The 25,406-nt window shown below is 57.3% G+C and carries 26 protein-coding genes; 6 read left to right on the forward strand and 20 right to left on the reverse strand.

Features of this window, described 5'->3' with window-relative positions:
• Window positions 1–28: 28 nt before the first annotated feature.
• Complete coding sequence (locus QMZ18_RS21385; protein ID WP_282608377.1) at window positions 29–874, reverse strand: phytoene/squalene synthase family protein; 846 nt, start codon at window positions 872–874, stop codon at window positions 29–31.
• Window positions 875–1,092: 218 nt separating this feature from the next.
• Here QMZ18_RS21385 and QMZ18_RS21390 point away from each other — a divergent pair, with 218 nt between their 5' ends.
• Window positions 1,093–1,692: a superoxide dismutase gene (locus tag QMZ18_RS21390; protein ID WP_282608378.1), complete on the forward strand. Its 600-nt coding sequence runs from the start codon at window positions 1,093–1,095 to the stop codon at window positions 1,690–1,692.
• Window positions 1,693–1,998: 306 nt separating this feature from the next.
• Window positions 1,999–2,508, forward strand: coding sequence for an OmpA family protein (locus QMZ18_RS21395; protein WP_282608379.1), 510 nt, complete (start codon window positions 1,999–2,001; stop codon window positions 2,506–2,508).
• Between the two features lie 834 nt (window positions 2,509–3,342).
• Here the strand turns inward: QMZ18_RS21395 and QMZ18_RS21400 are convergent.
• Genes QMZ18_RS21400 through yajC form a run of 4 tightly spaced genes read right to left on the reverse strand, consistent with a single transcriptional unit; the run spans window position 3,343 to window position 6,741 of the window.
• On the reverse strand, window positions 3,343–3,717 hold the full coding sequence (locus QMZ18_RS21400) for an Mth938-like domain-containing protein (protein ID WP_282608380.1): 375 nt from the start codon (window positions 3,715–3,717) through the stop codon (window positions 3,343–3,345).
• A gap of 53 nt (window positions 3,718–3,770) precedes the next feature.
• On the reverse strand, window positions 3,771–4,715 hold the full coding sequence (gene secF / locus QMZ18_RS21405) for a protein translocase subunit SecF (RefSeq protein ID WP_282608381.1): 945 nt from the start codon (window positions 4,713–4,715) through the stop codon (window positions 3,771–3,773).
• Between the two features lie 10 nt (window positions 4,716–4,725).
• Window positions 4,726–6,294 carry a protein translocase subunit SecD gene (gene secD, locus QMZ18_RS21410; protein ID WP_282608382.1) on the reverse strand — a complete coding sequence of 523 codons (1,569 nt, stop codon included), beginning with the start codon at window positions 6,292–6,294 and terminating at the stop codon, window positions 4,726–4,728.
• Between the two features lie 27 nt (window positions 6,295–6,321).
• Window positions 6,322–6,741 (reverse strand): preprotein translocase subunit YajC, encoded by a 420-nt coding sequence (gene yajC / locus QMZ18_RS21415; RefSeq protein WP_282608383.1) that lies wholly within the window; start codon window positions 6,739–6,741, stop codon window positions 6,322–6,324.
• A gap of 467 nt (window positions 6,742–7,208) precedes the next feature.
• On the opposite strand from yajC, the gene QMZ18_RS21420 reads away from it, so the two are divergent.
• Complete coding sequence (locus QMZ18_RS21420) at window positions 7,209–8,096, forward strand: ATP-binding protein (protein ID WP_282608384.1); 888 nt, start codon at window positions 7,209–7,211, stop codon at window positions 8,094–8,096.
• A gap of 38 nt (window positions 8,097–8,134) precedes the next feature.
• Here QMZ18_RS21420 and QMZ18_RS21425 read toward each other — a convergent pair whose 3' ends face one another.
• The 15 genes from QMZ18_RS21425 to QMZ18_RS21495 form a co-directional block, all read right to left on the reverse strand.
• Window positions 8,135–9,580 carry a peptidoglycan DD-metalloendopeptidase family protein gene (locus QMZ18_RS21425; protein ID WP_282608385.1) on the reverse strand — a complete coding sequence of 482 codons (1,446 nt, stop codon included), beginning with the start codon at window positions 9,578–9,580 and terminating at the stop codon, window positions 8,135–8,137.
• The gene (locus tag QMZ18_RS21430; protein WP_282608386.1) at window positions 9,577–10,254 is read right to left on the reverse strand and encodes a protein-L-isoaspartate(D-aspartate) O-methyltransferase; all 678 of its coding nucleotides are present in this window, start codon (window positions 10,252–10,254) and stop codon (window positions 9,577–9,579) included. Before QMZ18_RS21430 ends, QMZ18_RS21425 begins: the two co-directional genes overlap by 4 nt.
• Entirely contained in the window at window positions 10,251–11,033 is a 783-nt protein-coding gene (gene surE, locus QMZ18_RS21435) for a 5'/3'-nucleotidase SurE (protein WP_282608387.1), read from the reverse strand. Before surE ends, QMZ18_RS21430 begins: the two co-directional genes overlap by 4 nt.
• Window positions 11,026–12,303, reverse strand: a complete 1,278-nt coding sequence (gene serS, locus QMZ18_RS21440; RefSeq protein ID WP_282608388.1) for a serine--tRNA ligase — start codon at window positions 12,301–12,303, stop codon at window positions 11,026–11,028. The genes surE and serS overlap by 8 nt, the downstream gene beginning before the upstream one ends.
• Window positions 12,304–12,444: 141 nt before the next feature.
• On the reverse strand, window positions 12,445–13,260 hold the full coding sequence (gene tatC, locus QMZ18_RS21445) for a twin-arginine translocase subunit TatC (RefSeq protein ID WP_322097253.1): 816 nt from the start codon (window positions 13,258–13,260) through the stop codon (window positions 12,445–12,447).
• A 3-nt stretch (window positions 13,261–13,263) separates the two neighbouring features.
• Complete coding sequence (gene tatB / locus QMZ18_RS21450) at window positions 13,264–13,788, reverse strand: Sec-independent protein translocase protein TatB (RefSeq protein WP_282608389.1); 525 nt, start codon at window positions 13,786–13,788, stop codon at window positions 13,264–13,266.
• Between the two features lie 59 nt (window positions 13,789–13,847).
• Complete coding sequence (locus QMZ18_RS21455; protein ID WP_282608390.1) at window positions 13,848–14,090, reverse strand: twin-arginine translocase TatA/TatE family subunit; 243 nt, start codon at window positions 14,088–14,090, stop codon at window positions 13,848–13,850.
• 95 nt (window positions 14,091–14,185) lie between these two features.
• Entirely contained in the window at window positions 14,186–15,304 is a 1,119-nt protein-coding gene (locus QMZ18_RS21460; protein WP_282608391.1) for an ABC transporter ATP-binding protein, read from the reverse strand.
• A gap of 150 nt (window positions 15,305–15,454) precedes the next feature.
• Window positions 15,455–16,246 carry an SMC-Scp complex subunit ScpB gene (gene scpB, locus QMZ18_RS21465; RefSeq protein ID WP_282608392.1) on the reverse strand — a complete coding sequence of 264 codons (792 nt, stop codon included), beginning with the start codon at window positions 16,244–16,246 and terminating at the stop codon, window positions 15,455–15,457.
• Window positions 16,243–17,061: a ScpA family protein gene (locus tag QMZ18_RS21470; protein WP_282608393.1), complete on the reverse strand. Its 819-nt coding sequence runs from the start codon at window positions 17,059–17,061 to the stop codon at window positions 16,243–16,245. Before QMZ18_RS21470 ends, scpB begins: the two co-directional genes overlap by 4 nt.
• Window positions 17,062–17,112: 51 nt before the next feature.
• Window positions 17,113–17,793 (reverse strand): site-2 protease family protein, encoded by a 681-nt coding sequence (locus QMZ18_RS21475; protein ID WP_282608394.1) that lies wholly within the window; start codon window positions 17,791–17,793, stop codon window positions 17,113–17,115.
• A 45-nt stretch (window positions 17,794–17,838) separates the two neighbouring features.
• Window positions 17,839–18,867, reverse strand: coding sequence for a beta-N-acetylhexosaminidase (nagZ, locus tag QMZ18_RS21480; RefSeq protein WP_282608395.1), 1,029 nt, complete (start codon window positions 18,865–18,867; stop codon window positions 17,839–17,841).
• Between the two features lie 5 nt (window positions 18,868–18,872).
• Window positions 18,873–20,069: an SPOR domain-containing protein gene (locus QMZ18_RS21485; RefSeq protein ID WP_282608396.1), complete on the reverse strand. Its 1,197-nt coding sequence runs from the start codon at window positions 20,067–20,069 to the stop codon at window positions 18,873–18,875.
• Window positions 20,069–21,811, reverse strand: coding sequence for an arginine--tRNA ligase (gene argS / locus QMZ18_RS21490; RefSeq protein WP_282608397.1), 1,743 nt, complete (start codon window positions 21,809–21,811; stop codon window positions 20,069–20,071). The genes QMZ18_RS21485 and argS overlap by 1 nt, the downstream gene beginning before the upstream one ends.
• Window positions 21,812–21,824: 13 nt before the next feature.
• A complete protein-coding gene (locus tag QMZ18_RS21495; RefSeq protein WP_282608398.1) occupies window positions 21,825–23,009 on the reverse strand; it encodes a deoxyguanosinetriphosphate triphosphohydrolase in 1,185 nt (394 codons plus the stop codon).
• Between the two features lie 213 nt (window positions 23,010–23,222).
• On the opposite strand from QMZ18_RS21495, the gene erpA reads away from it, so the two are divergent.
• From erpA to QMZ18_RS21510, 3 genes are all read left to right on the forward strand, one after another.
• A complete protein-coding gene (gene erpA, locus QMZ18_RS21500) occupies window positions 23,223–23,579 on the forward strand; it encodes an iron-sulfur cluster insertion protein ErpA (protein WP_282608399.1) in 357 nt (118 codons plus the stop codon).
• 213 nt (window positions 23,580–23,792) lie between these two features.
• Window positions 23,793–24,566 carry an exodeoxyribonuclease III gene (gene xth, locus QMZ18_RS21505; RefSeq protein WP_282608400.1) on the forward strand — a complete coding sequence of 258 codons (774 nt, stop codon included), beginning with the start codon at window positions 23,793–23,795 and terminating at the stop codon, window positions 24,564–24,566.
• 54 nt (window positions 24,567–24,620) lie between these two features.
• The gene (locus QMZ18_RS21510; RefSeq protein WP_282608401.1) at window positions 24,621–25,394 is read left to right on the forward strand and encodes a rhomboid family intramembrane serine protease; all 774 of its coding nucleotides are present in this window, start codon (window positions 24,621–24,623) and stop codon (window positions 25,392–25,394) included.
• Window positions 25,395–25,406: the final 12 nt, after the last annotated feature.

The raw sequence follows: 25,406 nt of genomic DNA on the forward strand, positions 1-25,406 counted from the left end.
GCTGACTTTACTGCGATGCCGCAGCACGTCAGAACCGAACGAAAAGATAACCGAGGAAAAGCCGCCAGGCCTGCCCATGGCTGTTGTCCTGGACGGCAGGATCGAGCGGATTCCAACCAGCCCGTTCGAGGGATTTTAGGTGTCGTCTGGCGATGATGGCGGGAAGCACGGCGGCCACTGTGGCTCGTCGATAACTTTTCCCATGTTTTCCGGCTTCGTTCAGGTGCCAGCTCGCCCGCTGTGCAATATCCTTTGTTACCGCTGCCAAGGCATCACTTGGCCGGAGTTCAAAGAGATCCCCCAGCCGAAGAGTATGCCGGTCTGAGAGGTCAGCAGGCAGGAAGTTTCGTTTGCGCGCAGCGTGAAACGGTACGGCCCTTAACAGCCCGATCATCGCCCAGGCAATGCCAACGTGATTGGCGGATTGCAGCGCCGTTTTGTCCTCTGTCCCCAAAACCATAGCCGCAAGCTGTGTTAGAGCACCGGATGTTGAAGCCGCATAGGCCTCCAACGCGGCCAGGTCAGACGGCGGCTCTTCTTCCAGGTCCAATTCGCGGCCATCCACGATCACGTCAAAGCGATCCCTTGGCAAGCGATGGCGGGACACGACTGAAGCCAGGGGTTCGACGACCGCATGCTTGCGGGGGGCACCGTCATAAATGCCATCCAGGCTTTCACGCCACCACTGCAGCCTGATCCGCCCGAGCATCGCTTCGCTGACGACCTCGGCGGTCTTGGCGACTTCCAGGTTGAAGGCATAGAGCGTGAAGAGATCGTCGCGCAGATGAGAAGGCGCAAAGAGGCAGGTCAGAAAGCGGTCGTGATCCTGTGCGCGAAGCTCTTTCCCGCAATAGGACAGCGAGGGTGTCGTCATGGCGTGATTCGCTTCGCTGAAAACATTGCGCGACTATAGGCAAAGTCACGCCCCACGCAACGTTCGACCAATGCCGGACGCCGTTTTAGAATTATTACCATTAACAATTGACGACTACGGCATGAACGCTATGTTCCTAGCGAGATTTCTCTCCGGTGGAAGCGCTAGCCTCTATCGCCAATAAACCAGCAAACGACCTAAGACAAGGAGTGCACCGCATGGCCTTCGAGCTTCCTTCCCTCCCCTATGCCGACAACGCCTTGGAGCCGCATTACTCCGCCAACACCTTCAGCTTTCACCACGCCAAACATCATAACGCCTACGTGGTCAACCTGAACAAGCTGATCGACGGCACCGATCTGGCAGGCAAGTCATTGGAAGAGATCATCATGGCGACTGCCAAGGATGACTCCAAAGCCGGTGTTTTCAACAATTCCGCTCAGGTTTGGAACCATACCTTTTTCTGGAACTCCATGGCGCCGAACGGTGGCGGCCGCCCCAGCGGTGCACTCGCAGCCAAGATCGATGAAGATTTCGGCAGCTTCGATGCTTTCGCCGAAAAGTTCAAAGCATCTGCAGTGGGACGTTTCGGCAGTGGCTGGACCTTCCTCGTTGTCGAAGGCGGCACGCTGAAGATCGTCAACACCCTGAACGCTGGCACGCCGATGACTGACGGCCAGACCGCTCTGCTGACCATCGACGTATGGGAGCATGCCTACTATTTGGATTACCAGAACCGGCGTCCGGATTACGTTCAGACCTTCCTCGACAAGCTGGCGAACTGGGATTTTGCGTCGGCAAATTTCGACGCTGCCTGAGGAATTGCCGCTTTTGACGGCGGTTGTACGGAGTGTGAAATGATTTCTCGTAAGTAAGATGAAGCCTGGTGCTTCTCAATCGATCTAAACGAGAGTAATCAGGGTCCGGACAACCGATACAGCGTTAGAATCAAAGGGGGGTTATGCCCCCCTTTTTTTGTCTTTGACGTTGAAGCATCTGATTCTATTGTACTCTTTGCGACGGAAAAACTGGACCTCCTGCCGATTTGATCGTACAGGTGGAAATTATTAGTCTTAATTTATCAATCGGCGGACCGAAAATGACGAAAACATGAGGGCTTCACCGTGAGATTTATCGGAACGATATTTGTATGTCTTGCCACGCTCGGGCTGGCGGGCTGTGCGTCGAAAGAACCAACCACCAACGAAGTGATCGAAGACCAGCTGAGCGGACCTGAATTTCGGACCGTGGAAACCGATCAGGGCGTTGTCGTCATGTTGGTCAATCCGCTCTTATTTGCCTTCGACAGCGATGAACTGACCGAAGAATCCCGGAATCCCATCGCCTATATCGCACGTGTGCTGAATACGCCGGGTGTCCAGTCGCGGCAGGTTCACGTCAACGGCTATTCCGACAGTGTCGGCAACGAAGACTATAATTTGGATCTTTCCCGGCGGCGCGCCGAGGCCGTTGCAAAGGAATTGGTCTACAACCAGGTAGCGGCCGAGCGGGTTCTCTACAACAGCTTCGGAGAAGCCAATCCGATTGCCCCGAACGTCACCGATGACGGCAGCGACAATCCGGAAGGACGCACGCTGAACCGGCGGGTTGAGATCGTAATCCTGAACCCATGATGTAAGAATCAGTCTCTAGGTGACCTGACTTGTCGGCGAACCGAGGTTTTTCTCCCGGTAATGTTGCTTAGTTTGCGTGAGGACGCGGCTATGGACTTGCGATGCTTGTAGCCGTTCTTTCGCATTCGGTTGCCACCTGATCTCTACCGTCATTTACAAACCATAGCAGGGGTTCGTGAAAGATCGTAAATCTGGCCCTTGTCCTGAAACTCGATTCTGCTGCCATTTTGTATTTTATTCTGGCAATGCAGGTCCGTATGGGTTTTCCACCGTTCTACCGGCGTTTTATGTCCGCGCCTATTCTTCCAGACCCAACCGCGGGCGACTCGGCAGAACTCGAGAGAGTAATCAAATTACTTCTGCCTGTTGGCTTTGGAATGATTGGGGTTGCAGCCCCCTCCATTTTCCTTGAGTGGCCAGGTTCCTTTCTGATTATTGGCTGTATTGCGATATGGGGAGGCGTAAGGTTGAGACAGGATTTGCGCAGAACTATTGGCGGTCCCCTTCCGTGGATTGAGAACAGATGGACTTTGAAATGGCCCATGCTTGTGTTTGACGTCTGGACTCTGACTTTCAGTTTAGCCGTTGTACTAATTCCGATGCTTTGAACATCCAGCCTAGAATGATAGCGCGCGAGAATGCTCTGCAAGCTCTTGGCAGTGTTCTTTCTTTAGACAACTGATATCACCGACCGCATCCAGAGATACACTGCGAATCAGGAGGTCTCGCACATCACTGCTCGCCCTCCGCTTGTTAACAGCGCCTGGTGATTCGATTGCGTTTAAGTATCTGGATGTCTTCTTGAAGACCTTTGGCCCAGCCTAGTCAGGGAGATCACTCGATCGCGATCAAGGCAGCCGCGACGGCACGCCCCTCAGCAAGCAGAACATTGTAGGTCCGGCAGGCCGCCCCGGTATCCATGGGTTCGATCGAGACGCCGTGTTTACGCATTTCACCGCGAAGTTCCGGCGTGATCATCTGCATGCGGGTGCCGCAACCGACAAGCAACACTTCGATCTGTCCCGATGCCGTTACCGGCATTAGCGACTGGGCGGTCAGTTCCTCAAAGCCTGAGATTGGCCAGGCTTCGCTTCTGTCGGGGAAAACGATCACTGAGCCCTGAAACTGATGACCGCTGACCTTGAACTGCCAGTCGCCATAACTTTCCACGACCTGCCGGTCTTTTGGGACTGCGAGCGAGATTTCCATAGATCTCTCCCGATTCTCAGGTGTTTTCAGGCGTGACCGCTACGGCTCTTTTTTTACGAAGCTGCTGGAGCCGCCTGTTCGGCCTTGTCCGGGCCGTCGCTTACACCGACGCGAATGTTCATGTACGACAGGATCGGCACGGCCAGCGCGACGGAAGAATAAGTCCCGATGATGACACCCCAGATCAGCCCCATGCTGAATCCGCGAATCACCTCGCCGCCGAAAATGAACAGCGAAAACAGTGCCAAAAGGGTCGTGACCGAGGTTAGGACCGTTCGCGACAGTGTTCGGTTGATGGACATGTTCAGCACTTCGGTGATTGCCAGCTTTTTGTATTTACGAAGCTCGTCGCGGACGCGGTCGAAAATCACGACCGTATCGTTGATCGAATAACCTGCAATCGTCAGAACCGCCGCGAGAGTCGAAAGATTGAATTCGACCTGGGTCAGCGAGAAAAAGCCCACCGTCGCAATCACGTCGTGCAACAACGCAACCAGGGCGGCTGCAGAAAAGTGCCATTCGAAACGGAACCAGATATAAAGACCGATAGCGCCCAGGGCGAGAACGGTTGCCAGGATACCGGCCTCCTTGAGTTCTCCACCCACTTTCGGGCCGACAAACTCTGTCCGGCGGTACTCCACCACATCGCTGCCAAGTGCTTCCTTGACCAGCTGAATCGCGGCTTCCTGCGCGCCTTCTCCACCGTCCTGCTTTTGAATATTGATAAGCACGTCGGTTGGCGCGCCAAACTCCTGCAGGGTGACCTCGCCGACATCCAGGGCTGACAGGCGGCTGCGCAGATTACCGAGGTCGGCGGGACCGTCGGTGCGCACCTCAAGCAGGATACCGCCGCGAAAATCGACACCGAAATTCAGGCCGAGTGTCGCGAACGAGATCACCGACCCCAGCATCAACAGCGCAGAAAAAGCCAGGAACAGCTTGCGCTTCGACATGAAATTCAGCTTCGGCGCGACGGGAAAGAGTTTAATGATAGCCATGGTGCGCCTCCTATATGCCGAGTGCTTGCGGCCGGCGGCGGCGCAGCCAGGTCACAACGAGTAGACGCGTAAGCATGATTGCCGTGAACATGGAGGTCACAAGGCCTATCGCCAGGGTGACAGCGAAGCCCTTGATCGGTCCGGTTCCGAACTGAAGCAGCAATAGGGCCGCGATCAATGTCGTAAGGTTAGAGTCGACAATTGTGGTCAAGGCCCGGCGGTAACCCGCATCAATCGCAGAAATCGGACTTCGCCCGTTCCCCGCTTCTTCACGGATGCGTTCAAAAATCAGGACGTTGGCATCAACGGCCATACCGATGGTCAGCACGATACCGGCAATTCCGGGCAGCGTCAGGGTCGCGCCCAGGCCGGATAGCGCCGCAAGGATCAGGACCAGGTTCATGACGAGAGCGACATTCGCCATGAGCCCAAACAGTCCGTACGTCACTGCCATGAAGATGATCACCAGGATAAGGCCGAGAACACTGGCAAATTCGCCCGCTCGGATTTGGTCAGCCCCCAAGCCCGGGCCCACGGAACGCTCTTCGAGAAACGCGATCGATGCCGGCAATGCGCCGGCCCGCAGCAGCAGAGCCAGCTCCTGGGTCTGGTCCAGGGTGAAACTGCCCGAGATGATGCCCCGGCCGTCTAAAATCGGTGACCGGATGACCGGCGCTGAGACAACCTTGTCATCCAGAACAATGGCAAATGGCCGTCCGACGTTGTTCTTCGTCGCGTCGCCAAAGCGTTTTGCGCCCGAGGAATCGAACGCGAAACTGACCACGGGCTGCCCATCCTGAAAGGTGGCCTGTGCGTCGACCAGGGTCTCGCCGCCGACGATAACGCGCTTCTTGATCACGTAACGCTGGGTTCCGCCCGAAACATCGGATTCATCGGCGAGCAGAAACTCCGACCCGGGAGGCGCGCTGCGGGCACCGGGATTGGCGTTTTCGTCGACAAATCGGAAGGTCAACTTCGCGGTTTTTTCGATTTTCCGCTTGGCATCTTCGGTATTCTGAACCCCTGGTAACTGGATCAGAATTCGGTCTTCACCCTGGCTTTGTATCGAGAGTTCAACCGTGCCGTTGGGATTGAGTCGGCGGCCGATGACTTCAATCGCCTGTTCAAGCACACTGCCGCGCCTGCGTTGCTTTACGGCATCGGAGTCGGTGATGTCGAAGATGCCATCGCTTTGAGTGATCAGCGATTCCGGGGCAAGATTGCGTAGGAGTTCACGTGCTCGCGCAATGTTTTCGTCGCTTGGATCGGTCAGTTGAAAGGTGACGTCATCGCCCTTCGTGCCGAGTTCGACGTAACCCAGTTTCTCGCGCCGAAGGTCCGGGCGAAGCGAATCGACCAGGTTTTCGGCCTGTTCCGCGAAAACCGAATTTACGTCAACCTCCAGCAGCAAATAGGACCCGCCCTGAAGATCAAGACCCAGATTGATCTGATCCTTGGGAACCCAGCCCGGCACCTCCTGGAGCGTCTCGTGTTTAAAGAGATTCGGCGAGGCGAAGAAAATACCGCCGATCAACACCAGAAGCGTGAGAATGACCTGCCAGCGTGGAATGTGAACCATTGCGCGGAAAACCCGGAGTTATTTTGCTTAGCTTTTGGAGTCGGCCGAATCGCCGTCATCGGCGACCTCGGCGTCTTTGTCCTTCGACCCTTTTTTGCCGCCTTTTGCTTTGCCGGCTGGGGCTTTATCGGACACAGGTTCGGTCTTGGACAGAACCTCCTGGACCATACTCCGCACGATCCGTACCCGTACGCCCTCGGAGATTTCCACCTGGACCTCCGTGTCGTTGATTACCTTGGACACGGTGCCAATCATGCCACCGCCGGTAACGACCCGGTCACCTCGTCGCAGAGCTTCAACCATCGCCTTGTGTTGTTTGACTTTTTTCTGCTGCGGACGAATGAGCAAAAAGTAAAAAACGACGAAAATCAGAACCAGCGGCAGAATGCTCGTTAAAGCCGAAGCGCCGCCGCCTGCGGCCTGTGCAAATACCGGCACAATGTTCATATAGAAAACTCCCCTAACTCTCCGGCCCCGGTCTCGAAGCCGTAACACTCTCGCACCAACGCGTACACAGGGGGCGCCGATACGCCAGTAACCCTGAAAAATGGCAGCCGGACTATAGCCATACCTTGACGAATTGCAACGTCCGTCAATCCTTCAGAGTACGATCGTTCTTGGCGGAACCCGTCCTGACGGCGAATCGTCCTCAAACTACGTGATGGAGAGACTGATTCACGTTTTTCACTGATCCAGTGAAAAACGATCGGACTCTCACGCTCGTAACATCGGTGCTTTGTAACAATTGACCTCACCAGCGCCCATAGCTAGGGTCGCGACGACCTTGAAACATCAGTTATGCACCCGTTGCCGCCTGCGGTCAGAGACCCGATAAAGCGTTGGCGGCATGCGGCCTGATTCCGAAGGGCTCAGCCCGGGTTCCTCTCCATATTGGCTTTCTTTACGGCATTACCATGAGCGACAGCAAAATTGATGACCTTGCCCCTCTTCTGAACCGCATTGCGGTCGCTCTTGAGCGTCTTGCGCCGCCCGAACCCCTGTCGGCTTCACTGTCCGATGCGGATGCTTTTGTCTGGCTGGCAGAGCATGACTCGCTTGAGGCCATCGACAAGGTCAGCCGGGTGGATTTTGAGCTGTTGCAGGGCATTGACCGGCAGAGCGATATCCTGCTCGACAATACCCGGCGCTTTGCGCAGGGATTCCCGGCCAACAACGCTCTGCTGTGGGGGGCGCGCGGTATGGGCAAGAGTTCCCTGGTCAAGGCGGTTCATGCGACGGTAAATCGTGAAATCGAACGGGATCCGGGAGCCCAAGCAGAGGCGCTCGCTTTGGTGGAGATCCACCGGGAGGATATTCCCTCCCTGCCCCGTTTGCTGCAGCGCCTGCGGACGTCAGGCCGTCCTTGCATCCTCTTTTGCGACGACCTCAGCTTCGATGGCGATGATTCGACCTATAAGTCGCTTAAAGGCGTGCTGGAAGGCGGAATCGAGGGCCGTCCGGCGAACGTCATCTTCTACGCCACTTCCAACCGGCGCCACCTCATGGCCCGGGACATGATTGAAAACGAGCGCTCGACGGCGATCCACACCTCTGAAGCGGTTGAGGAAAAGGTCAGCCTGTCGGATCGATTCGGCTTGTGGCTCGGCTTCCACAACTGCGATCAGGATACCTACTTCGCCATGATCGAAGGTTACGCCAAGCGCCACGGCCTCTCGCTTCCGATCGATCAGCTTCGGGCAGAATCCAAGGAATGGTCTATCACCCGGGGCAGCCGCTCAGGCCGGGTCGCCTGGCAGTACATACAGGATCTAGCGGGCCGCCTGGGCAAACACCTGGATTGAGCCCTCTTCTGCCCCAACTTGGACAAAAGACTCGGTACCTATAGTTTCGCCTGCTGTTTTCCGAGCAGTTTTCGGGGATCGACGGCACGGGTACCCTGGCGGATCTCGAAGTGGAGTTGTGGCTTCGAGACATTGCCGGTCCGGCCTACTTTGGCGATTTCCTGCCCGCGTTTTACGGTTTGCCCGCGTTTGACCAGTACCTCGCCGAGGTGGGCGTAGGCCGTCACCCAGCCGTCTGCATGCCTGATCAGAAGCAAACGCCCGAAACCGCGCAACTCGTTGCCGGAGTAGGCAATGACGCCATTTTCGGCGGCGCGAACGATGGTGCCCGACGCGGCTTCTATGTTGATACCGTCGTTGTGGACTCCGCCTCCTTTGCTGCCGAATGGGGACAGAACCTTACCGCGCAGCGGCCAACGGAACTTGCTGCTCGAACGCGGCGGCGGCTTGGGAACACCGGCGGGCGGGCGGCGCGTGGGTTCTGGAGGTTTTACGCGTGCCGTCTGAGGTTTCGCGGCCTGCGGCGTTGCAGCGGGCTTGGGCGCCGTTTTGGGTTGAGATTCCGCGCTTGTTCGTGGTTTGGACGCAGGTACGGGTACGGCGGGCTTTGTCTGAACCGACGCGGTCTGTTCGGGGCGTGACTCTACGGCTCCGCTTGCAGGTTGCGGCGTTGCAACGCTTTGAGGCGCTGTCACGGCCGGAGTTGGCGCCTGAGGAGTCGCGGCTGCAAAGGCATTGTTGGAGCCCGGCAGGTTCAGTACCTGTCCAACCGAGATACGATAAGGTGGCGGAATTCGGTTTTGCTGAACCAGACTGCGAATATCAATACGGTAACGCCTTGAAATGGCATAAACCGTCTCGCCGCGTGTGACGATATGGCGGGTTGGGATCGGAACAACCAGGCGCTGTCCCTTTGAGAGCTTGTAGGGCGGCCCAAGGCGATTGGATTCCAGGAGCGAGCGAATTGGCACGTTGAGCTTCCGTGCGATTGAAAAGACGTTTTCGCCCTGCTGCACGATGTAGGATCCTGCCGCCGGGGTTGGGACCGGAGCCGGGCGTGGTACGGGGCTGGCTGCTTGCTGGAGCGGCGCGCTCGGTGGGTCGGTTACCCGTTGTGAAGGAACGCCTGGTTTCGGTGTCGGCCTGGGCGCTGTTTGCGCTACCGCACCGCTGTTCTGCGGCACGGTCTCTACGGTCTGCTGAATCTTGGCAGGCCGCGGATTCCGCCGCGGCAACGGCAAAGCCGCGACAGCCACCGTTTTAGGCGTGCTTACCACGCTGCTTGGCACGCTTGCCGGGTTTCGCTTTAGGGCAAATTCGAAGGGTACGGCCGGTTTGCGCTTTGGAATCGGGGCAGGTTCCGGTGGAGTCGGCAGAGTCGAAACTCTTGTGCCCCCGGCGCAGGAGGCCACGAGCATCGCCGCCGCGGCGACCGCAGCGATTTTGACCCACGGGCGGGATCTGCGCCTAGCAGGTCGCGTCATGTGCCGGACTGGGCCGCTTTCTGCGGTTCCGCGGCCGCCTCCGGTAACTGGCCTTCGATCAGCGGGACGAATTTAACATCTCCCAGGCTTTCTTCGAACACGCCGTCTTCCGTTCGGGTTAAACGTACCAATTCTTGCGTGCGACTGGAACGGGAGATCGGAAGGATCAGAATTCCGTTGATCGCCAACTGGTCCACCAGGTCGCTCGGGATCGTATCGGCGGCTGCCGTCACAATAATGCGCTCAAACGGCGCTTGTGCCGGCCAGCCACGCGAACCATCGCCGACATGTGTGGTGATATTATGGAGACGCAAGTCCGAGAAGCGGCTTTCCGCGCTGCGCATCAGCTCTCGATAGCGCTCGATGGTATAGAGACGCCGGCAAAGCCGCGACAGTATTGCGGCCTGATAGCCTGAGCCGGTCCCGATTTCCAGCACCTTCATACGCCGGGTGACCTGGAGGGATTGGGTCATCAGTGCGACCACCTGCGGCTGACTGAGGGTCTGGCCGTGGCCGATCGGCAGCGTCCGGTTATCGTAGGACTGGTGCTGAAAAGGTGGTGGGACAAAATCCTCGCGCGGAATCCGCTCGATCGCAGACAGCACATTAGTGTCCGCGATTCCGCCGCGGCGCAATTCCATGATCAGACGGATTTTGCGGGCAGCGATGGTCACGCAAAAAGATCCGTTAAGGTTTGCATGCTTTGGGTATGGGTCAGATCAAGATGAAGGGGCGTCACAGAAATGGCGCCCTCTTCTATCGCCGTCAGGTCAGCGTTCTCATCCGAGCTTGAATGGCTGAGGAATTGTCCGACCCAAACGTATGGGCGCCCGCTGGGATCCACACCGTCCACCAGATCCGTTCCCAGGTCCCGGCGGCCTTGACGGCAGATCCGCACGCCATTGACCGCGTCGGGCGAAACTGCCGGAAAATTGACGTTGACCAGGAGCTCCGACGACCAGGTCATGCTCGAGAGACGCCGGACAATATCAGGACCGAACCGGGCGGGAACGTCCCAGGAGATCTTTTCATCCTTGCTCCGGACCTGACTGAAGGCAATCGCGCGGCTGCCCAGCAATGCCGCCTCCATTGCTGCCGCCACAGTGCCTGAATAGGTCACATCCTCGCCCAAATTGGCGCCATGATTGATCCCGGAAAGTACCAGATCTGCGGGCCGGTCCTTGAGCAACTTCTTCATTGCCACCAGCACGCAGTCGGTCGGCGTCCCGTCGATGGAGTAGCGCTTATCGGACAGCCGGCGGCTGCGCAACGGCCGGCGCAGGGTCAGCGAGTGGCTGGTGGCCGATTGTTCGCTCTCGGGTGCAACCACCCAGACATCGTCAGTAAGTTCCCGCGCAATGCTTTCCAGGGCCGACAGACCCGGGGCGTGAATGCCGTCGTCATTGGTTACGAGGATCCGCGCTCCCGCGAGGTCTAAGCTGCCATTAGCCATCTGCGCGCAGAACCTCCATGCCGCCGGTATAGGGACGCAGGGCTTCCGGTATGATTACGGAGCCATCCGCCTGCTGATAATTTTCCACTACAGCGATCAGGCAGCGTCCGACTGCCACGCCCGAACCGTTAAGTGTATGGACAAAGGAAGTGCCTTTTTCCCCGGCTTTGCGGAAGCGCGCTTTCATCCGGCGGGCCTGGAAATCACCACAGGTCGAACAGCTCGAGATCTCACGGTAGGCATTTTGGCCGGGCAGCCATACTTCGATATCGTGGGTCCGGCGTGCGCCAAAGCCCATATCGCCGGTCGAAAGCACCATCACCCGATATGGAAGTCCAAGATGTTTAAGTACCTCTTCGGCGCAGCCGGTCATGCGCTCCAACTCGGCATCGGAGTCGTCGGGATGAACCACTGACACCAGTTCGGTCTTTTCAAACTGATGCTGGCGCAGCATGCCCCGAGTGTCCTTACCGGCAGCACCCGCTTCCGAGCGGAAGCACGGCGTGAGGGCCGTCACCCGGACCGGTAGCTCTTCCGCATCCATGATGCTGTCGGCCGCCAGATTGGTCAGCGGGACCTCCGCCGTCGGGATCAGCCACAGGCCGTCCTCAGTCCGGAAGGAATCCTCTCCGAACTTGGGAAGCTGTCCAGTGCCGTAAAGTACGTGATCACGGACTAAAAGCGGCGGAATCACCTCGGTGTAGCCATGTTCGCGCGTGTGCAGATCGAGCATGAACTGCCCGAGGGCGCGATGCAGCCGCGCCATTGCGCTGCGCATGACAACAAAACGCGAACCCGAAAGTCTTGCCGCGGCTTCGAAATCCATCAAGCCAAGTGCTTCACCGATCTCGAAATGCTGTTTCGGCTCGAAATCGAAATTTCTAAGCTCACCTTCCGTACGCAGGCAGACATTGGCCGCCTCGTCCGGTCCATCGGGGATATCGTCCCTGGGCAGATTTGGAAGACCCGAGAGGATGCCATCAAGCTCCTCCCCGCCCGCCTTTTCGGTGTCCTCGAGCGAAGCCATGCGGGACTTGATGTCTGCGACCTCGGCAATCAGCGTATCGGCGGATTCGCCGTTCTTTTTTGCCATGCCGATGGATTTGGAAGCTTCGTTCCGCCGCGTTTGCAGTTCCTGCAGTTGCGTTTGCGTCTCTCGACGCTTGGCATCCAGCGCGATGATGCGTTCCGCCATCGGGGCGACGTCCCGTCTGGCCAGGCCGGCATCGAATGCGTCCGGATGTTCGCGGATCCATCTCAGGTCGAACATGGGTTTCTAATCGCTCGTTAAGGGTTGTAAACCATATCGTTGCCTGACTTATACGGCCTCGAATGAGTCACGTCCATGCCCTTGCAGGCACTTTATCAAGCGGTTATGTCGCGGGGGCTATGAATGGGCGGCAGCCTGCTTTTAGGCTGTTCCGGAGCCGTCTCCATCTTCGGCAGCCTGCTCAGCTTCGCGCTTCTTCTCGACCATGCGAGCCAGGAGAATCGAAACCTCGTAGAGCAGAATGATGGGAATAGCCAAGAGCAGCTGGCTGATCGGATCCGGCGGCGTAAAGATCGCTGCAACGATGAACACGCCGACAATAGCGTATTTGCGTTTTGCGGCCATACCGGCGGAGGTCGCAATCCCCACCCTTGCCATGAGGGTCATCAAGACGGGAAGTTCGAAGCAGATACCAAAAGCGAAAATCAGCTTCATCAACAAGGCGAGGTATTGATCAACCTTGGTTTCCAGCTCAATCGCCAGCGACCCCGACGTTGCCGTCTTTTCGTAGCCGACGAAAAACTCGAGGGCGACCGGGAAGATCACGTAGTAAACCAGCGCGCCGCCGATGAAAAACAGGATTGGCGTAGCGATCAGAAAAGGTGCAATGGCGCTCTTTTCGTTATTGTACAGTCCCGGTGCCACGAACAGCCAGATCTGCGTCAGAAACACAGGCACGCAGACAAAAGCGGCGCCAAAGAAGGCCACTTTGACATAAGTGAAGAAAACTTCAGTCGGATCGGTGAAGATTAGGCGTCGTTCCTGCCCTGTGGTCTCCCGTTGGAGGAGGACATCGGCCAGCGGTTGCGTGAGGAACTCGAAGATCGGTTCCGATACGGCAAAACACGCGACAAAGGCGACCAGCAGTATCACGACGCATATCAACAGCCGCTTGCGTAACTCGATCAGATGATCGAGAAGCGGCATCTTGCTGGCGTCTATCGAGTTTTCAACCACGCTTTAGGCACTCTGCTTTGACGAATCGCTGCCCGGATCCGGGACTTTGGCAGCGGATACGGGCTCTACCACAGCTTCAGTAGCAGTATCGGCCACGGATTCCTCTGGTGGCGTCACTGAATGAGCCGGCGCGACTTGAGCAGGTTGTTTGACAATCGTTGCCTTTGGCCCATCGTTCTGAGACGCGCCGTCTTGAGCCGTGCCGCCGGCATCGCTGCCGGCATCCGACTTGGCGGTCTTTTCGACGTCCTTGATCTCATCCGTCATGCTTCCCGTGGGATCGACCGTATCGGCAATGATCTTATTGGGGCTGAAATCGCGCGTTGCGTTAAGCGCTGTACGCGCATCGTCCAGATCCGCTTCGCGAACGATATCGTCCAGACCCGACTGGAACTCGCGCGCAAGGCCACGCGCCTTGCCAAACCAATGCGCGACCGTGCGCATGGTCCTTGGAAGTTCCTTGGGGCCGATAACGAGGAGGGCGATCACGGCCACAACCCCCATTTCGGCCCAGCCGATATCAAACATAGCTCTCTGCCGCGGATAGCTGTCGGATCGTTATGTGGTCTATGACGGGCTTCGCCGTATCAACCGTTCGCCGCCTTGTCTTTTTCGGCGGTATTGCTGGCGACATCAGTTGCGCCATCTTCAATCGCCTTCTCAGCGGCGGTTTCGGTGTCTTTCTGACCTTCTTCCTTCAAGCCTTTTTTGAAGGCCTTGATGCCGGAGCCCGCGTCACCCATCAGCTTGCTCAGCTTTCCGCCGCCGCCAAAGAGGACGAGAACAACGACCAGCACGATAAGCCAATGCCAGATACTAAACGCACCCATTCGGAGCTCTCCTCAGAGTTCAATCACTATTGTTGTTTCCTGGGCGGACTATCGCAAAATCGTTCGCCTGCCGCAACGCTTCTTGCGCCTGCCCACTAATTGGTGATGTTTCTCGGAAAAACAAACGCTTGGCTGCGATCAAGGTAAACGTCGAGTGCTTCACCCTCCGCGGGAAGATATCTTCCGGGTATACGCGCATGCCAATGAAGCGGATGCCCCTGATACTGAACTTCGTGCGGTGTCACGCCGGATTGGGCCGTTGAGTCCTGGTGATCGCCCAATTGCAGATGCACCAGACTGCTGCGTCCAAGCATGCGGGCGGCCAGCACTGTGGCCGTATTGTCGGCGGGCTCTTCGCTGCTTCCCGGGGTCTTCAGGCGAAGCGCCTCGGGGCGGACCAGCACGCTCACCTCCGTACCGTCCGCCATATCGCTGGTTGGGATCGAGCCGAAAGGCGTTGAAACCTGCCCAGAAACGCAGATTCCTTCCAGTTCGTTTGTTTCACCGAAAAAAGTCGCCACAAAGGCATTTCGAGGCGCGAAGTAGAGATCGCTGGGTCTGCCCTGCTGTTCGACCCTTCCCGCCCGCATCAGGGCGATCCGATCCGCCATGAACATGGCTTCTTCGGGATCATGGGTCACCATCAGGGTCGCAGTCCCGCTTTCTTTCAGGACATGCAGGGTTTCGTCGCGCACCTGATGCCGCAGCCGCGAGTCCAGACCTGAAAAAGGCTCGTCCAGCAGCATAATCTTGGGTTGCGGTGCCAAGGCCCTGGCCAGCGCGACCCGTTGCTGCTGGCCGCCGGAGAGCATGTGTGGAAAGGCGTCGCGGTAGCTTTCCATGCCAACCTGGGTCAGCGCCGTGGTCACCCGCTCCGCACGTAAAGAAGCGGAGGCACGAGAAAGACCAAAGGCCACATTGTCGGCGATGGAGAGGTGAGGAAACAGAGCAAAGTCCTGGAAAACCAGGCCGATACCCCGCTCCTCAGGCGCCAGATTCCGGTTGGGTTCGCCAACGGTCTTACCAGACATGGCGATACGGCCCTGCTGCAACGGCTCCAGTCCGGCGGCAATGCGCAAAGCCGTGGTTTTCCCGCACCCCGAGGGGCCCAGAAGGCATACGAGTTCACCCGACTTCACCGAAAGTTCGAGATCATCGACCGCCTGCACCTGGCCAAAGGAATGACTGACATGCTCGAACTTGAGCGCGTCCATAGACCCACTTTCATCGAATTCTGGTTTTAGGCCGACACAGCGCCGCTGTCCGCCTGTACCTGCGGCTCCAGAGCAACCGCCTGCGCCGAGCAGAGGTAATGCCACTGCGATTAAAAATCAATCTCTGAGATGAAAAGGCTGTTGAGGCGGTTACGTCACCGGTTCTACGTCCTGCGCCTCATCTTCCGATTCCAACTCCGACTCAGATACGCCCAGATCGCCACCTTCTTGATCAGGCTCATTCGTATCCGCTGCTTCGGAGGTTTCCACGGCCGACAAGGGTTCGCCGAAATCTTCCGGCAAAAGCTCTTCTTCCTCGTCCGCCTCCTCGTCCTCTTCTTCAGGCGCGATGTCTTCGCCGTCATCGCCCGAAGCAAGCAGAACACCGCGGCCTCCGAGTGCCGTGATGGCCGGGCGGCTATCCAGTAAACCGGCGGCCTTCAGTTCCTCGATGCCCGGCAGGGAATCGACTGTGTCCAGGCCGAAATGATCCAGGAATGAATCTGTGGTGCCCCAGGTAACCGGTCGTCCGGGCGTTTTGCGCCGGCCTTTTAACTTGATCCAACCGGCTTCCAGAAGCGTGTCCAGAGTCCCTTTAGAGAGAGCGACACCACGGATTTCTTCGATTTCGCCCCGCGTGACTGGTTGGTGATAGGCAACGATCGCAAGGGTCTCCACCGCTGCGCGGGTCAACTTTTTAACCGCAGTGGTTTCGATCTTCATATAGGGTGCCAGGTCGGCCGCTGTCCGAAAGGCCCAGCAGTCCGCGATCTGAACCAGATTTACACCGCGGTTTGCATAAAGAGCCTGAAGTTCGATGATCAAGCCATTGATATCTGCGCCTTCTGGGAGGTGGCGCTTCAGATGATCCGGCTTGATCGGCTTTGGTGACCCAAAGAAGATTGCCTCCAGCAGGCGAAGTTGATCGAAGCGTTCGTTCATGACCGGTCCCGGGTATCTTCATCGACGCCACGGAAATAGATCGTTCCGAACATTCCGTCTTGTCTTATCTGCAGTTTACCCTCGCGACAGAGTTCAAGCGAGGCAACAAAGGTGGTTGCCACGGCGGACCGGCGGACCAGCGGGTCCAGCAGATCGCTGGGCAGGAAGGAACTGAGTGTTTTCCAGTTAGGCGACGCCCCTAACAGCGATGTCAGACGTTGCAGTGCGTCATCGACCGTATAGAGTTCGGTCGCTTGTATATGCAAGCTGGAGACTTCGTTGCGGACGCGGTTTTTGGCGTAGGCGCGCAGCAACTCCAGCAGAGACACATCGAAGGTCGTCGTGGTCTCGACCCGCAGCTGCTCCGGTTCGCCGCGGACGAAAATCCCCTGCCCAAGGCGCGGCCGTTCGACCAGCAGTTTCCCGGCTTTCTGCATAGACTCAAGGCGTTGCAGCTGGAACTTCAAGGCCGCCGCCATCTCGGCGCCGCTCGGTTCCTCGTCGCCCGCCGGCTCCGGCAGCATCAGACGGGACTTCAGATAAGCCAGCCAGGCGGCCATCACCAGATAGTCCGCTGCCAATTCCAGGCGCACCTTGCGCGCTTCGCGAACGAACTCGAGATATTGATCGGCGAGCGCAAGGATGGAGATACCGGTCAGATCGACCTTTTGGTCGCGGGCCAGCTGCAAGAGCACATCGATCGGACCTTCATAGCCCTCGAGATCGAGAATCAGCCCATCAGTGCGCTTGGACTGGAGGCCGGAATCCTCCTCGAAGGCGTCGTCGCCGATAGTTTGTTCCTGCTCCGTGGACACCCCTGCCCCGCTAAATGTCGTATGTACGTACGGTTCGAGTCACAATATGCACTAAAAACTGGTCAGCGATACAAAGAATGATATCAGCGCTTCTACAGGTGGCCCGATAATCCATCTGATGATATGGAGATCAAGGCCGTAATCCGCCAAAAAACTCGGAATAAGGATGGCGGCGATAAGGATCAAAAAGCCATATCGTTCCAGCCGCGCAAAACGGACCGCAAGAGGATACGGAAGCAAGCCCACCGCCACGCGCCCGCCATCCAGTGGCGGCAGGGGAATCATGTTAAAAACCGCTAACAACACATTGATAACAATAGAGTTGATGAGGTTTTGCCCTGCCCAGGAGGCTACGTCGGCTGGTAGAAAGACGACAAAATGCAACAGCAGCGCCGAAATCGTCGCAAGCAACAGGTTTGCGCCGGGGCCGGCGACGGCAACCAATACCATGTCCCGCCTGGGGTGGCGCAGCCGATCGAAACGCACCGGCACGGGCTTTGCCCATCCGAAGAGAAAGCTTGAGCCGCTGATCAACAGCATCGCGGGCAGCAGGATCGTGCCGAATGGATCAATGTGCCGCAATGGATTGAAATTAACGCGCCCGAGACGGTAGGCCGTATCGTCACCAAGCTTCCATGCGATATAACCATGCGCGGCTTCGTGAATTGTAACGGCTAGCAGGATGGGTAAAGCCCAAACGGTAATTTCCTGCAATATTGCGGAAAAATCCAAACTCTATTCCTCGCTGAGTCCCAAAGCCTGAGAGACTGCGTGTCTCTACTCTGTGCCCAGTAACTCGTCCAAGCGCTCGACCGCGTCCTGATAGGCCAGGTCATCGGGTGTTCCGAGGCGTTTAGCTGCAGTGGCAGCACGATCGCGGGCTTCCTGGCTCATGATCTGCGAATTGGCCGCGACAGCCTGCATTTCGTCCGGTTTTCCATTGCAATGCAATGCGATATCGCATCCTGCCGCCAAGGCGGCAGCCGCACGCTGCCCCAGATTTCCCTCCAGGGCTTCCATGGAGAGATCGTCAGACAGAAGAAGGCCGTTAAAGCCGATATAGTCTCTGATGACCTCTTGCACCACCTTTTGCGACGCAGTCGCAGGCCGATCCGAATCGACGGCTGTATAGACAACATGTCCCGTCATGGCCCAAGGCGCCTCTGCACGCAGTCGGAAGGCCTCAAAGTCTTCTGCCTTGAGTTCGTCGAGAGAGGCCGTGACCACAGGCAGCGTGAGGTGACTGTCGACCATGGCCCGCCCGTGTCCCGGAATATGCTTGATAACCGGCATGACACCACCTGACAGGCAGGCATCCATGCAAACCTTGCCCAGTTGCGCCGCGATCACGGGGTCCGCAGCGAAAGCGCGATCCCCAATGACATCGTGTGCGCCTGGAAGAGCCAGATCCAGAGACGGAATGCAGTTGACGTTCAAGCCGACATCCCTGAGTTCGGCGGCCATCAGTTCCGTGTTGAGCCGGACCGCCTCTTCGGCCGTTGCTGGATCGCGCGCCACGAGCGCACCAAGCCGTCCCGGTGCCGGCACCGCCCGCCAGTTGGGCGGCTTAAGCCGTGTGACCCGTCCGCCTTCCTGGTCGACCAGTATCGGCGCATCTTCCCGCCCGATCGCTTCGCGCAGGTCGTAGGTCAGGTGACGCAGCTGCTCCGGAGATTCGCAGTTTCGTTTGAAGAGAATGAAACCGAAGGGATTAGCCTCGGCGAAAAACGCACGTTCCCAATCCGTTAAAACAGTACCTTCACAGCCGAATATAATGGCCGAGGTGTTTTCGGGTAGAGTTTTCATAGCGATCAACGACGCTTGACCAGGCAGTCCTGTTTGGCTGCCTTGAGTTGTGCACAAAGATCCTGCGCAGTGGCCTTGGTTGGAAAAGGCCCAGTCTGCAGGCGGTATCGAGTACCGATGCCCTCGATATCGGCTTTTTCGACAATCGGTTTCATGCGGGACAGCAAGTTCTTGTTTTCACCTTGAATTCGGCCCCATTCCTGTAGTGCATCCTTTTCCGAGCGCAGGGATGCGAGCTGCAGGATGTAGCCGCTGTCGGTCGGCACCTTGGCGGTTTGTGTAACGGGCTTTGCCGTTTCCACCTTTGGAGCCACGACTTTCGGGGCCACAGGTTTCGGCGTCACGGCGGCAGCCTCTGCGACCTTGGGCAGAGGCTTGGGCTCGGCAGGTTTTGGTGCGACCCGCTCTTTCGCCGCCTTCTCCGCCTTCGGCTGTACTTTTGCCACAGTCTGTGAGGCAGAGTCCTGCGTCTTTTCGGCGAGCTGCGCGGCTGACGCGCCTGCTTGTTCAATCGCAGTTTTTGCAGTGTCAGTGGCTTTTGCGACGCTGTTTTCACCATCTTCCTGCAGCGATGCCGAGCCAGCTTCCGCGGATTCGGTAACCACCACCGGGCTGTCAGTGACATCTTCGCGGTCAGCAGGCGCACCTTCTGCAGTCTCTGCGCTGGCGCTTGCCTCAGGAACAGGAAGCGGGGCTTCAGGGGGCGGCAACAGACGTTCGACTTGCGGCTTTTCCGGATCCGGATTGAGAATTAGCTTGTCCTGATGCTGAACTTTCATTCCGCCTGGATCTTCCGGTTTTGATTTTACCGGTTCCGGATCTGCCTGGATCAACTCAACCGTTTGCTGCCCATCAGGTGCAGCGCTCGGATCGGCAAAGGCGAACCAGACGACTGCGCCGAAAGCCGAGAGCAGCATCAATGCGATACCGATCGGCAACAGCCGTGAACGGCGCCGCAGGTCGCGTTCCATATCGGCGGTGTCTTGAACAAAATCGTCCATTTGTATTCCCTGGTCTTGGCCCTGTGACAGGCCCGGATCCAATCTCTGTTCCGCCGTCAAACCCGGCGGACTCTGCCTTGCCGAGGTGTTCTGTCCGGCTGCAGCGGTACTCGAGGGGGCCTGAAGTCCCGGACCGGCCCGCAATCCTTCCAAAGCACGCTCGAACCTCTGATAGCTGTCCGAACCACCGTCTGCGGGCACTACCGCATCTCCTCAACCGGCTCGACGCCAAATACCTCCAGTCCCGAAGCGACCACGACCGCAACAGAGCGAACCAATGCCATACGCGCTTGCGTTAACTTCGGCTGGCCATGGACGATGAAACGTACATTGCCCTTGGTCCAAAGGCCGTGGAAGGCCGCAGCCAGATCGTAAAGATAAAACGCAACCCTGTGAGGTTCATGTGCCTCTGCCGCGCTCTCAACCAGTCTAGGCCACTCGGCAAGCAGCTTCATCACAGCAAGCTCGTCCGAGTCGGTCAACAAATTGAGTTCGCTGGCCCGCAAGGATACATCATCTAGGGGCAGATCCGGAAAGGCTTCGGCGCACATACGTGCAACGGAATGCGCGCGTGCATGCGCATAGTTAACGTAAAATACCGGATTGTCGCGGCTCTGTTCGAGAACCTTTTCCAGGTCGAAATCCAGGGGCGCATCGTTTTTTCGGGTCAGCATGATGAAACGCACGACGTCCTTACCGACTTCGTCGATCACCTCTTGCAGTGTGACGAAATTGCCCGAGCGTTTGGACATCTTCACCATCTCGCCGCCACGCATGAGCTTGACGAGCTGGCAGATTTTAACGTCGAGCTTTCCCTCACCACCGGTCAGGGCCGCGACCGCCGCCTGCATGCGCTTGACGTAGCCGCCATGATCCGCGCCCCAGACGTTGATCATGGTCTGGCCGCCGCGCCGGAACTTGTCCAGGTGGTAGGCGATGTCGTTGGCGAAGTAGGTCAGGCTGCCGTCTGATTTGAGCAGAGGACGATCCACATCGTCTCCAAAATCCGTCGCCTTGAATAGAGTCAGCGGCACGGGTTCCCAATCGTCCGGCTTCTTTCCCTTGGGCGGTTCCAGCACGCCGGTATAGACCAACCCCCGTTCCGTCAGGGTCTTGATCGCATCTTCGACGCCGCCGTTGTCGACCATGGCCCGTTCCGATGAAAAGACATCGTGCCTGACGCCCAAGCCAGCGAGATTTTCGCGCACAAGGTCCATCATGGCATCAATTGCAAACTGGCGGACTTCAGGCAGCCAGACTTCTTCCGGTTGTTCGAGCCACTTGTCCCCGTCCCGGGCAACAAGGCTTTGCCCCACATTCTTGAGGTATCCCGCCGGATAGAGGCCCTCGGGAATCTTGCCGATATCCTCGCCGAGTGCTTCCCGATAGCGCAGATAGGCGGAGCGCGCCAGAACGTCCACCTGGGCGCCGGCGTCATTGATGTAGTACTCGCGGACAACCTTATAGCCCGCTTTGGCGATCAGGGATGCCAATACGTCGCCGACGACAGAACCCCGCGCATGCCCGACGGTCAGAGGCCCGGTTGGATTTGCCGAGACGAACTCAACGTTAACCATCTCGCCCCCGCCCAGATCGGAATCACCGTAGTGGGTCCCGGACTTCAGGATGTCGCGCAGACAATTACGCCAGAATTCGTCTTCCAGACTGACATTGATGAAGCCCGGACCGGCAATCTCGACCTGTTCCACCGACGCTATCCCTCGCAGGCGTGAAGCGAGTGTTTCCGCCAGATCGCGTGGCTTCTGTCCCGCCTGCTTGGCCAGTACCATCGCAGCGTTTGTGGCAATGTCACCATGCGTACGGTCGCGGGGCGGTTCAGCTGAAACCCGGCTTAGATCGAGGCCAGCGGGGAGTTGCCCGGCCTTCTCCATCTCTCCAAGTGCGGAGATGATGTTTTCCCTGAAGGATTTGAAAACGTTCATAGTTGTTGAATTTCTAGCCAATTAATTTGGCATGTTCCTGCATTGCAAATCTGTCGGTCATTCCAGCGATATAGTCCGCGATCAGGCGTGCTGCGCCTGTATCGTCAAGGCTTCCCGTTTCATCGCGCCATTGATCGGGCAATGCGGAAGGATTGGCCTGATAATGTCGGAATAGGTCTCTGGCAACCACTTTGACCTCTGAAGTCATTCGCATTACGCGCTCGTGACGATACATGCGCGAAAACAGAAACGACCGGAGGACGCGCTCGTTTTCCCTCATCTCTTCAGAAAAGGCAACGATCGGATGGTCTAAAGCTCTTACATCGGCGGAGCACTGCGGCGCGGCGGATTCCAGACGTCTTCTGGTCTCCTCAAGCAGGTCATTGACCATCCGGTCTATCAGGCGCCGGACAGACTCATGGATCAGGCTGGTCTCGTCGATCCCGGGATAGGTTTCGGCGACGAACGCGAACATCGGGCCGACCAGCGGGATTTCGTGAAGATCCTCGATGGTAAAAAGACCCGCACGAAGACCATCATCGATATCGTGATTGTTGTACGCGATATCATCGGCCAGCGCCGCAACCTGGGCTTCGGCACCGGCGAAACTGTCGACTTCCAGATCGAAGCCTTTACAAAATTCCGTGATAAACCGCCCTGCCCCGCCTTTTGCACGTTCTTTTTCTCCAGCGTTGGGGCCCGACAGCGGTCCATTGTGCTTGACCACCCCTTCCAGAGTTTCCCACGTCAGATTCAGACCGCGAAAGCGGGCATACCGATGCTCAAGGTCGGCGATAATGCGAAAGGTCTGCTCGTTGTGATCGAACCCACCAAAGGGCGCCATCATTTCGCCCAGGACATCCTCACCGGCATGACCAAAGGGCGTGTGGCCCAGATCATGCGCTAAAGCGATGGCCTCCGCGAGATCTTCGTTCAGTCTCAAAGTACGGCTGATACTGCGGGCAATCTGCGCGACTTCCAGGGAGTGAGTCAGGCGCGTGCGGAAATGATCGCCTTCGTGATAGACGAAAACCTGCGTTTTATACTGGAGCCGCCGAAAGGCGCCTGAATGGATAACCCGGTCACGATCACGCTGAAAGCACGAACGGGTCGGGCTTTCGGGCTCGTCAACCAGACGCCCGCGCGTTTTGCTGGGATCACAGGCGTAAGGCGCCAGATTCGCTGAAAGGTCCGACATGCGCGGACACTAACGTTTTGCAACGCGAAAACGCAACGCCCGAACAGCGAAAATCCTTGAATTTCACAACTTTGCCCGACTTTACTCATTGTTGGGCATTAAGAACTTGGTGAATTGACAGCGGCTAAATTTTTCCTAAATAAGGAAACAGTAGATTTTGCTGTTATTGTGACAGTGGCTATAATGGCCTGAGATGGTTTTGGAGGAATCGGAATGAGCGACGTCCTGGATGTCGTCAAAACGCCTGAAGTGACGCTGTCCGCATCGGCGGCAAAGCGCATTGCCTGGCTGATCGAGCAAGAAGATCAGTCCGATTTGATGATGCGTGTCTCCGTGTCGGGCGGTGGCTGTTCAGGCTTCCAGTATGGCTTCTCTTTCGATGATACCGTCAATCAAGAGGACCATCGCTTTCAGCGTGACGGCGTTTCGGTCGTCATCGACGAGACATCTCTCGAACTCCTCGGCGGCGCCGAAATCGATTTCGTTGAAGATTTGATCGGTGCTTCGTTCCAGATCATCAATCCGAACGCGACCTCGTCCTGCGGATGTGGCTCGTCCTTTTCGATATAGTCGGCAAAGCAACATCGATCTTGAACGTGCCTCTCGAGAGACTGTTTGGTTACATAACGGGCCGCTTGCGAGCGGCCCTCTGTTTTTCTAGAGCGCGGTCGTTACTGATCAATTCGATCGATAACGAGAATCGTCCTCTAATCTATTGAAGGAGAGGCTGATTCACGTTTGACTTTGATTCACAGTTAAACGATCAGACTCAAACGGGGGCTTATGGTCAAGATAGCGACCTGGAACGTCAATTCGGTCAACAAACGGCTGCCGAATCTTCTCGAGTGGTTGGAAAGCGCTGCGCCCGATGTGGCACTGCTTCAGGAACTCAAGTGCGTTGAGGAGAAGTTTCCGCGCCTCGAGATCGAAGCAGCCGGGTATAACGTCGCGATCACGTCGCAGAAGAGTTATAACGGCGTGGCAATGTTATCCCGCCAACCCATTGAAAACACTCTCATCGGCTTGCCTGGCGATGAGAGCGACGAGCAAGCGCGATACGTCGAGGGAACCACCTTCGGTGTGCGAGTTGCTGCCTTGTATCTACCCAATGGGAACCCGGTCTCCAGTGAAAAATTTCCCTACAAACTTCGCTGGATGGAACGTTTGCGCAAGCACGCGGAAGATCTGCTACGGACGGAAGCTCCGGTGGTTCTCGGTGGCGACTATAATGTTATCCCGAGCGACGATGATGCCTATGACGCCATCAAATTTCAGGACGATGCCCTCAGCCGCCCGGAATCGCGTCGCGAATTCAGATCTTTGCTGAATCTTGGCTTCACCGAAGCCTGGAGTAGCCTGCACAGCGAACGTCACGTCTACAGTTATTGGGATTACTACGGGCAGGCTTTCGATCATGACAACGGGTTGCGGATCGACCATCTTTTGTTGTCGCCGCAGGCCGCCGACCGGTTGGTTCGCTGCGAGATCGACAAGGAGCCTCGCGGTAAGGAAAATCCGTCGGACCACACACCCGTCTGGTGCGAACTGACCGACTGATGACATCGCTCCTGGGTTTCTTCCGCGCTCTATTGGTAAGGTGCTGAACCTTCAATGCCGCTGTTTCTGCCTCTGGATGACGACAATCCGCGCCTCAGGTTACCTCACCCCTGGGTGAACTGGACGCTGATCGGGCTTTGCATCGGCATTTTTGCGATCCAGTTCATCGGCACGCCGGTGTTGGAGCAAAATCTGATCAGGACTTTTGCGGCCATTCCGCAGTGGCTGGTCGACAATCCCTTCCAGAGCCGGAGCGGCAGCGGTGTTCCCGCAATCATTACCCTGGTGTCATACACCTTTTTGCACGGCGGCTTCGTGCATCTCCTGCTCAACATGCTGGTGCTGTGGGTTTACGGCGACAATGTCGAAGATGCCATGGGGCATATCAACTACGCCCTATTTTATACGATCTGCGGGATTCTCGCGGTATTGAGCCAGGTCCTTATTAATCCGGCCTCCCTGAGCCCGATCATAGGCGCCAGTGGCGCCATTGCTGGCGTCATGGGGGCATACTTCGTGCTGTACCCCAAGGCACGTCTCCTCGTGCCCATTCTAATTTTTCCGGTCTATCTCCCCGCCTATCTGGTGTTATCGGTCTGGATGCTGTTCCAGATTATCGCGGCCTTCCAATCTGGATCTGTGGTCTCCGGTGTTGCCTGGTGGGCGCATATTGGAGGATTTGTCGCCGGGCTTATTCTGGTGAAGTTCTTCCGCCACAAGTCTCATCTCCATATCGCACCGGCCGAACTTCCCAGTGGTATCGAAATTCACAGCTTTGCGCGCGACCACAACACCAAGCGTGCCCGCAGCCGCCGAGACGAGCGCTAAAAAATCGATTGT

Origin of the sequence: Pelagibius sp. Alg239-R121 (assembly GCF_947331435.1) — a bacterium.
Lineage (GTDB): Bacteria > Pseudomonadota > Alphaproteobacteria > Kiloniellales > Kiloniellaceae > Denitrobaculum.

Bases quoted from the DNA above. Each gene is read 5' to 3' on its own strand.
- erpA (WP_282608399.1), top strand. From the start codon at position 23,223: ATGAGCGACGTCCTGGATGTCGTCAAAACGCCTGAAGTGACGCTGTCC.
- xth (WP_282608400.1), top strand. From the start codon at position 23,793: ATGGTCAAGATAGCGACCTGGAACGTCAATTCGGTCAACAAACGGCTG.
- surE (WP_282608387.1), bottom strand. From the start codon at position 11,033: ATGGCTAATGGCAGCTTAGACCTCGCGGGAGCGCGGATCCTCGTAACC.
- QMZ18_RS21425 (WP_282608385.1), bottom strand. From the start codon at position 9,580: ATGACGCGACCTGCTAGGCGCAGATCCCGCCCGTGGGTCAAAATCGCT.
- QMZ18_RS21420 (WP_282608384.1), top strand. From the start codon at position 7,209: ATGAGCGACAGCAAAATTGATGACCTTGCCCCTCTTCTGAACCGCATT.
- QMZ18_RS21495 (WP_282608398.1), bottom strand. From the start codon at position 23,009: ATGTCGGACCTTTCAGCGAATCTGGCGCCTTACGCCTGTGATCCCAGC.
- QMZ18_RS21400 (WP_282608380.1), bottom strand. From the start codon at position 3,717: ATGGAAATCTCGCTCGCAGTCCCAAAAGACCGGCAGGTCGTGGAAAGT.
- QMZ18_RS21390 (WP_282608378.1), top strand. From the start codon at position 1,093: ATGGCCTTCGAGCTTCCTTCCCTCCCCTATGCCGACAACGCCTTGGAG.
- QMZ18_RS21385 (WP_282608377.1), bottom strand. From the start codon at position 874: ATGACGACACCCTCGCTGTCCTATTGCGGGAAAGAGCTTCGCGCACAG.
- QMZ18_RS21455 (WP_282608390.1), bottom strand. From the start codon at position 14,090: ATGGGTGCGTTTAGTATCTGGCATTGGCTTATCGTGCTGGTCGTTGTT.
- tatB (WP_282608389.1), bottom strand. From the start codon at position 13,788: ATGTTTGATATCGGCTGGGCCGAAATGGGGGTTGTGGCCGTGATCGCC.
- scpB (WP_282608392.1), bottom strand. From the start codon at position 16,246: ATGAACGAACGCTTCGATCAACTTCGCCTGCTGGAGGCAATCTTCTTT.
- serS (WP_282608388.1), bottom strand. From the start codon at position 12,303: ATGTTCGACCTGAGATGGATCCGCGAACATCCGGACGCATTCGATGCC.
- QMZ18_RS21510 (WP_282608401.1), top strand. From the start codon at position 24,621: ATGCCGCTGTTTCTGCCTCTGGATGACGACAATCCGCGCCTCAGGTTA.
- QMZ18_RS21460 (WP_282608391.1), bottom strand. From the start codon at position 15,304: ATGGACGCGCTCAAGTTCGAGCATGTCAGTCATTCCTTTGGCCAGGTG.
- yajC (WP_282608383.1), bottom strand. From the start codon at position 6,741: ATGAACATTGTGCCGGTATTTGCACAGGCCGCAGGCGGCGGCGCTTCG.
- secD (WP_282608382.1), bottom strand. From the start codon at position 6,294: ATGGTTCACATTCCACGCTGGCAGGTCATTCTCACGCTTCTGGTGTTG.
- nagZ (WP_282608395.1), bottom strand. From the start codon at position 18,867: ATGAAAACTCTACCCGAAAACACCTCGGCCATTATATTCGGCTGTGAA.
- secF (WP_282608381.1), bottom strand. From the start codon at position 4,715: ATGGCTATCATTAAACTCTTTCCCGTCGCGCCGAAGCTGAATTTCATG.
- argS (WP_282608397.1), bottom strand. From the start codon at position 21,811: ATGAACGTTTTCAAATCCTTCAGGGAAAACATCATCTCCGCACTTGGA.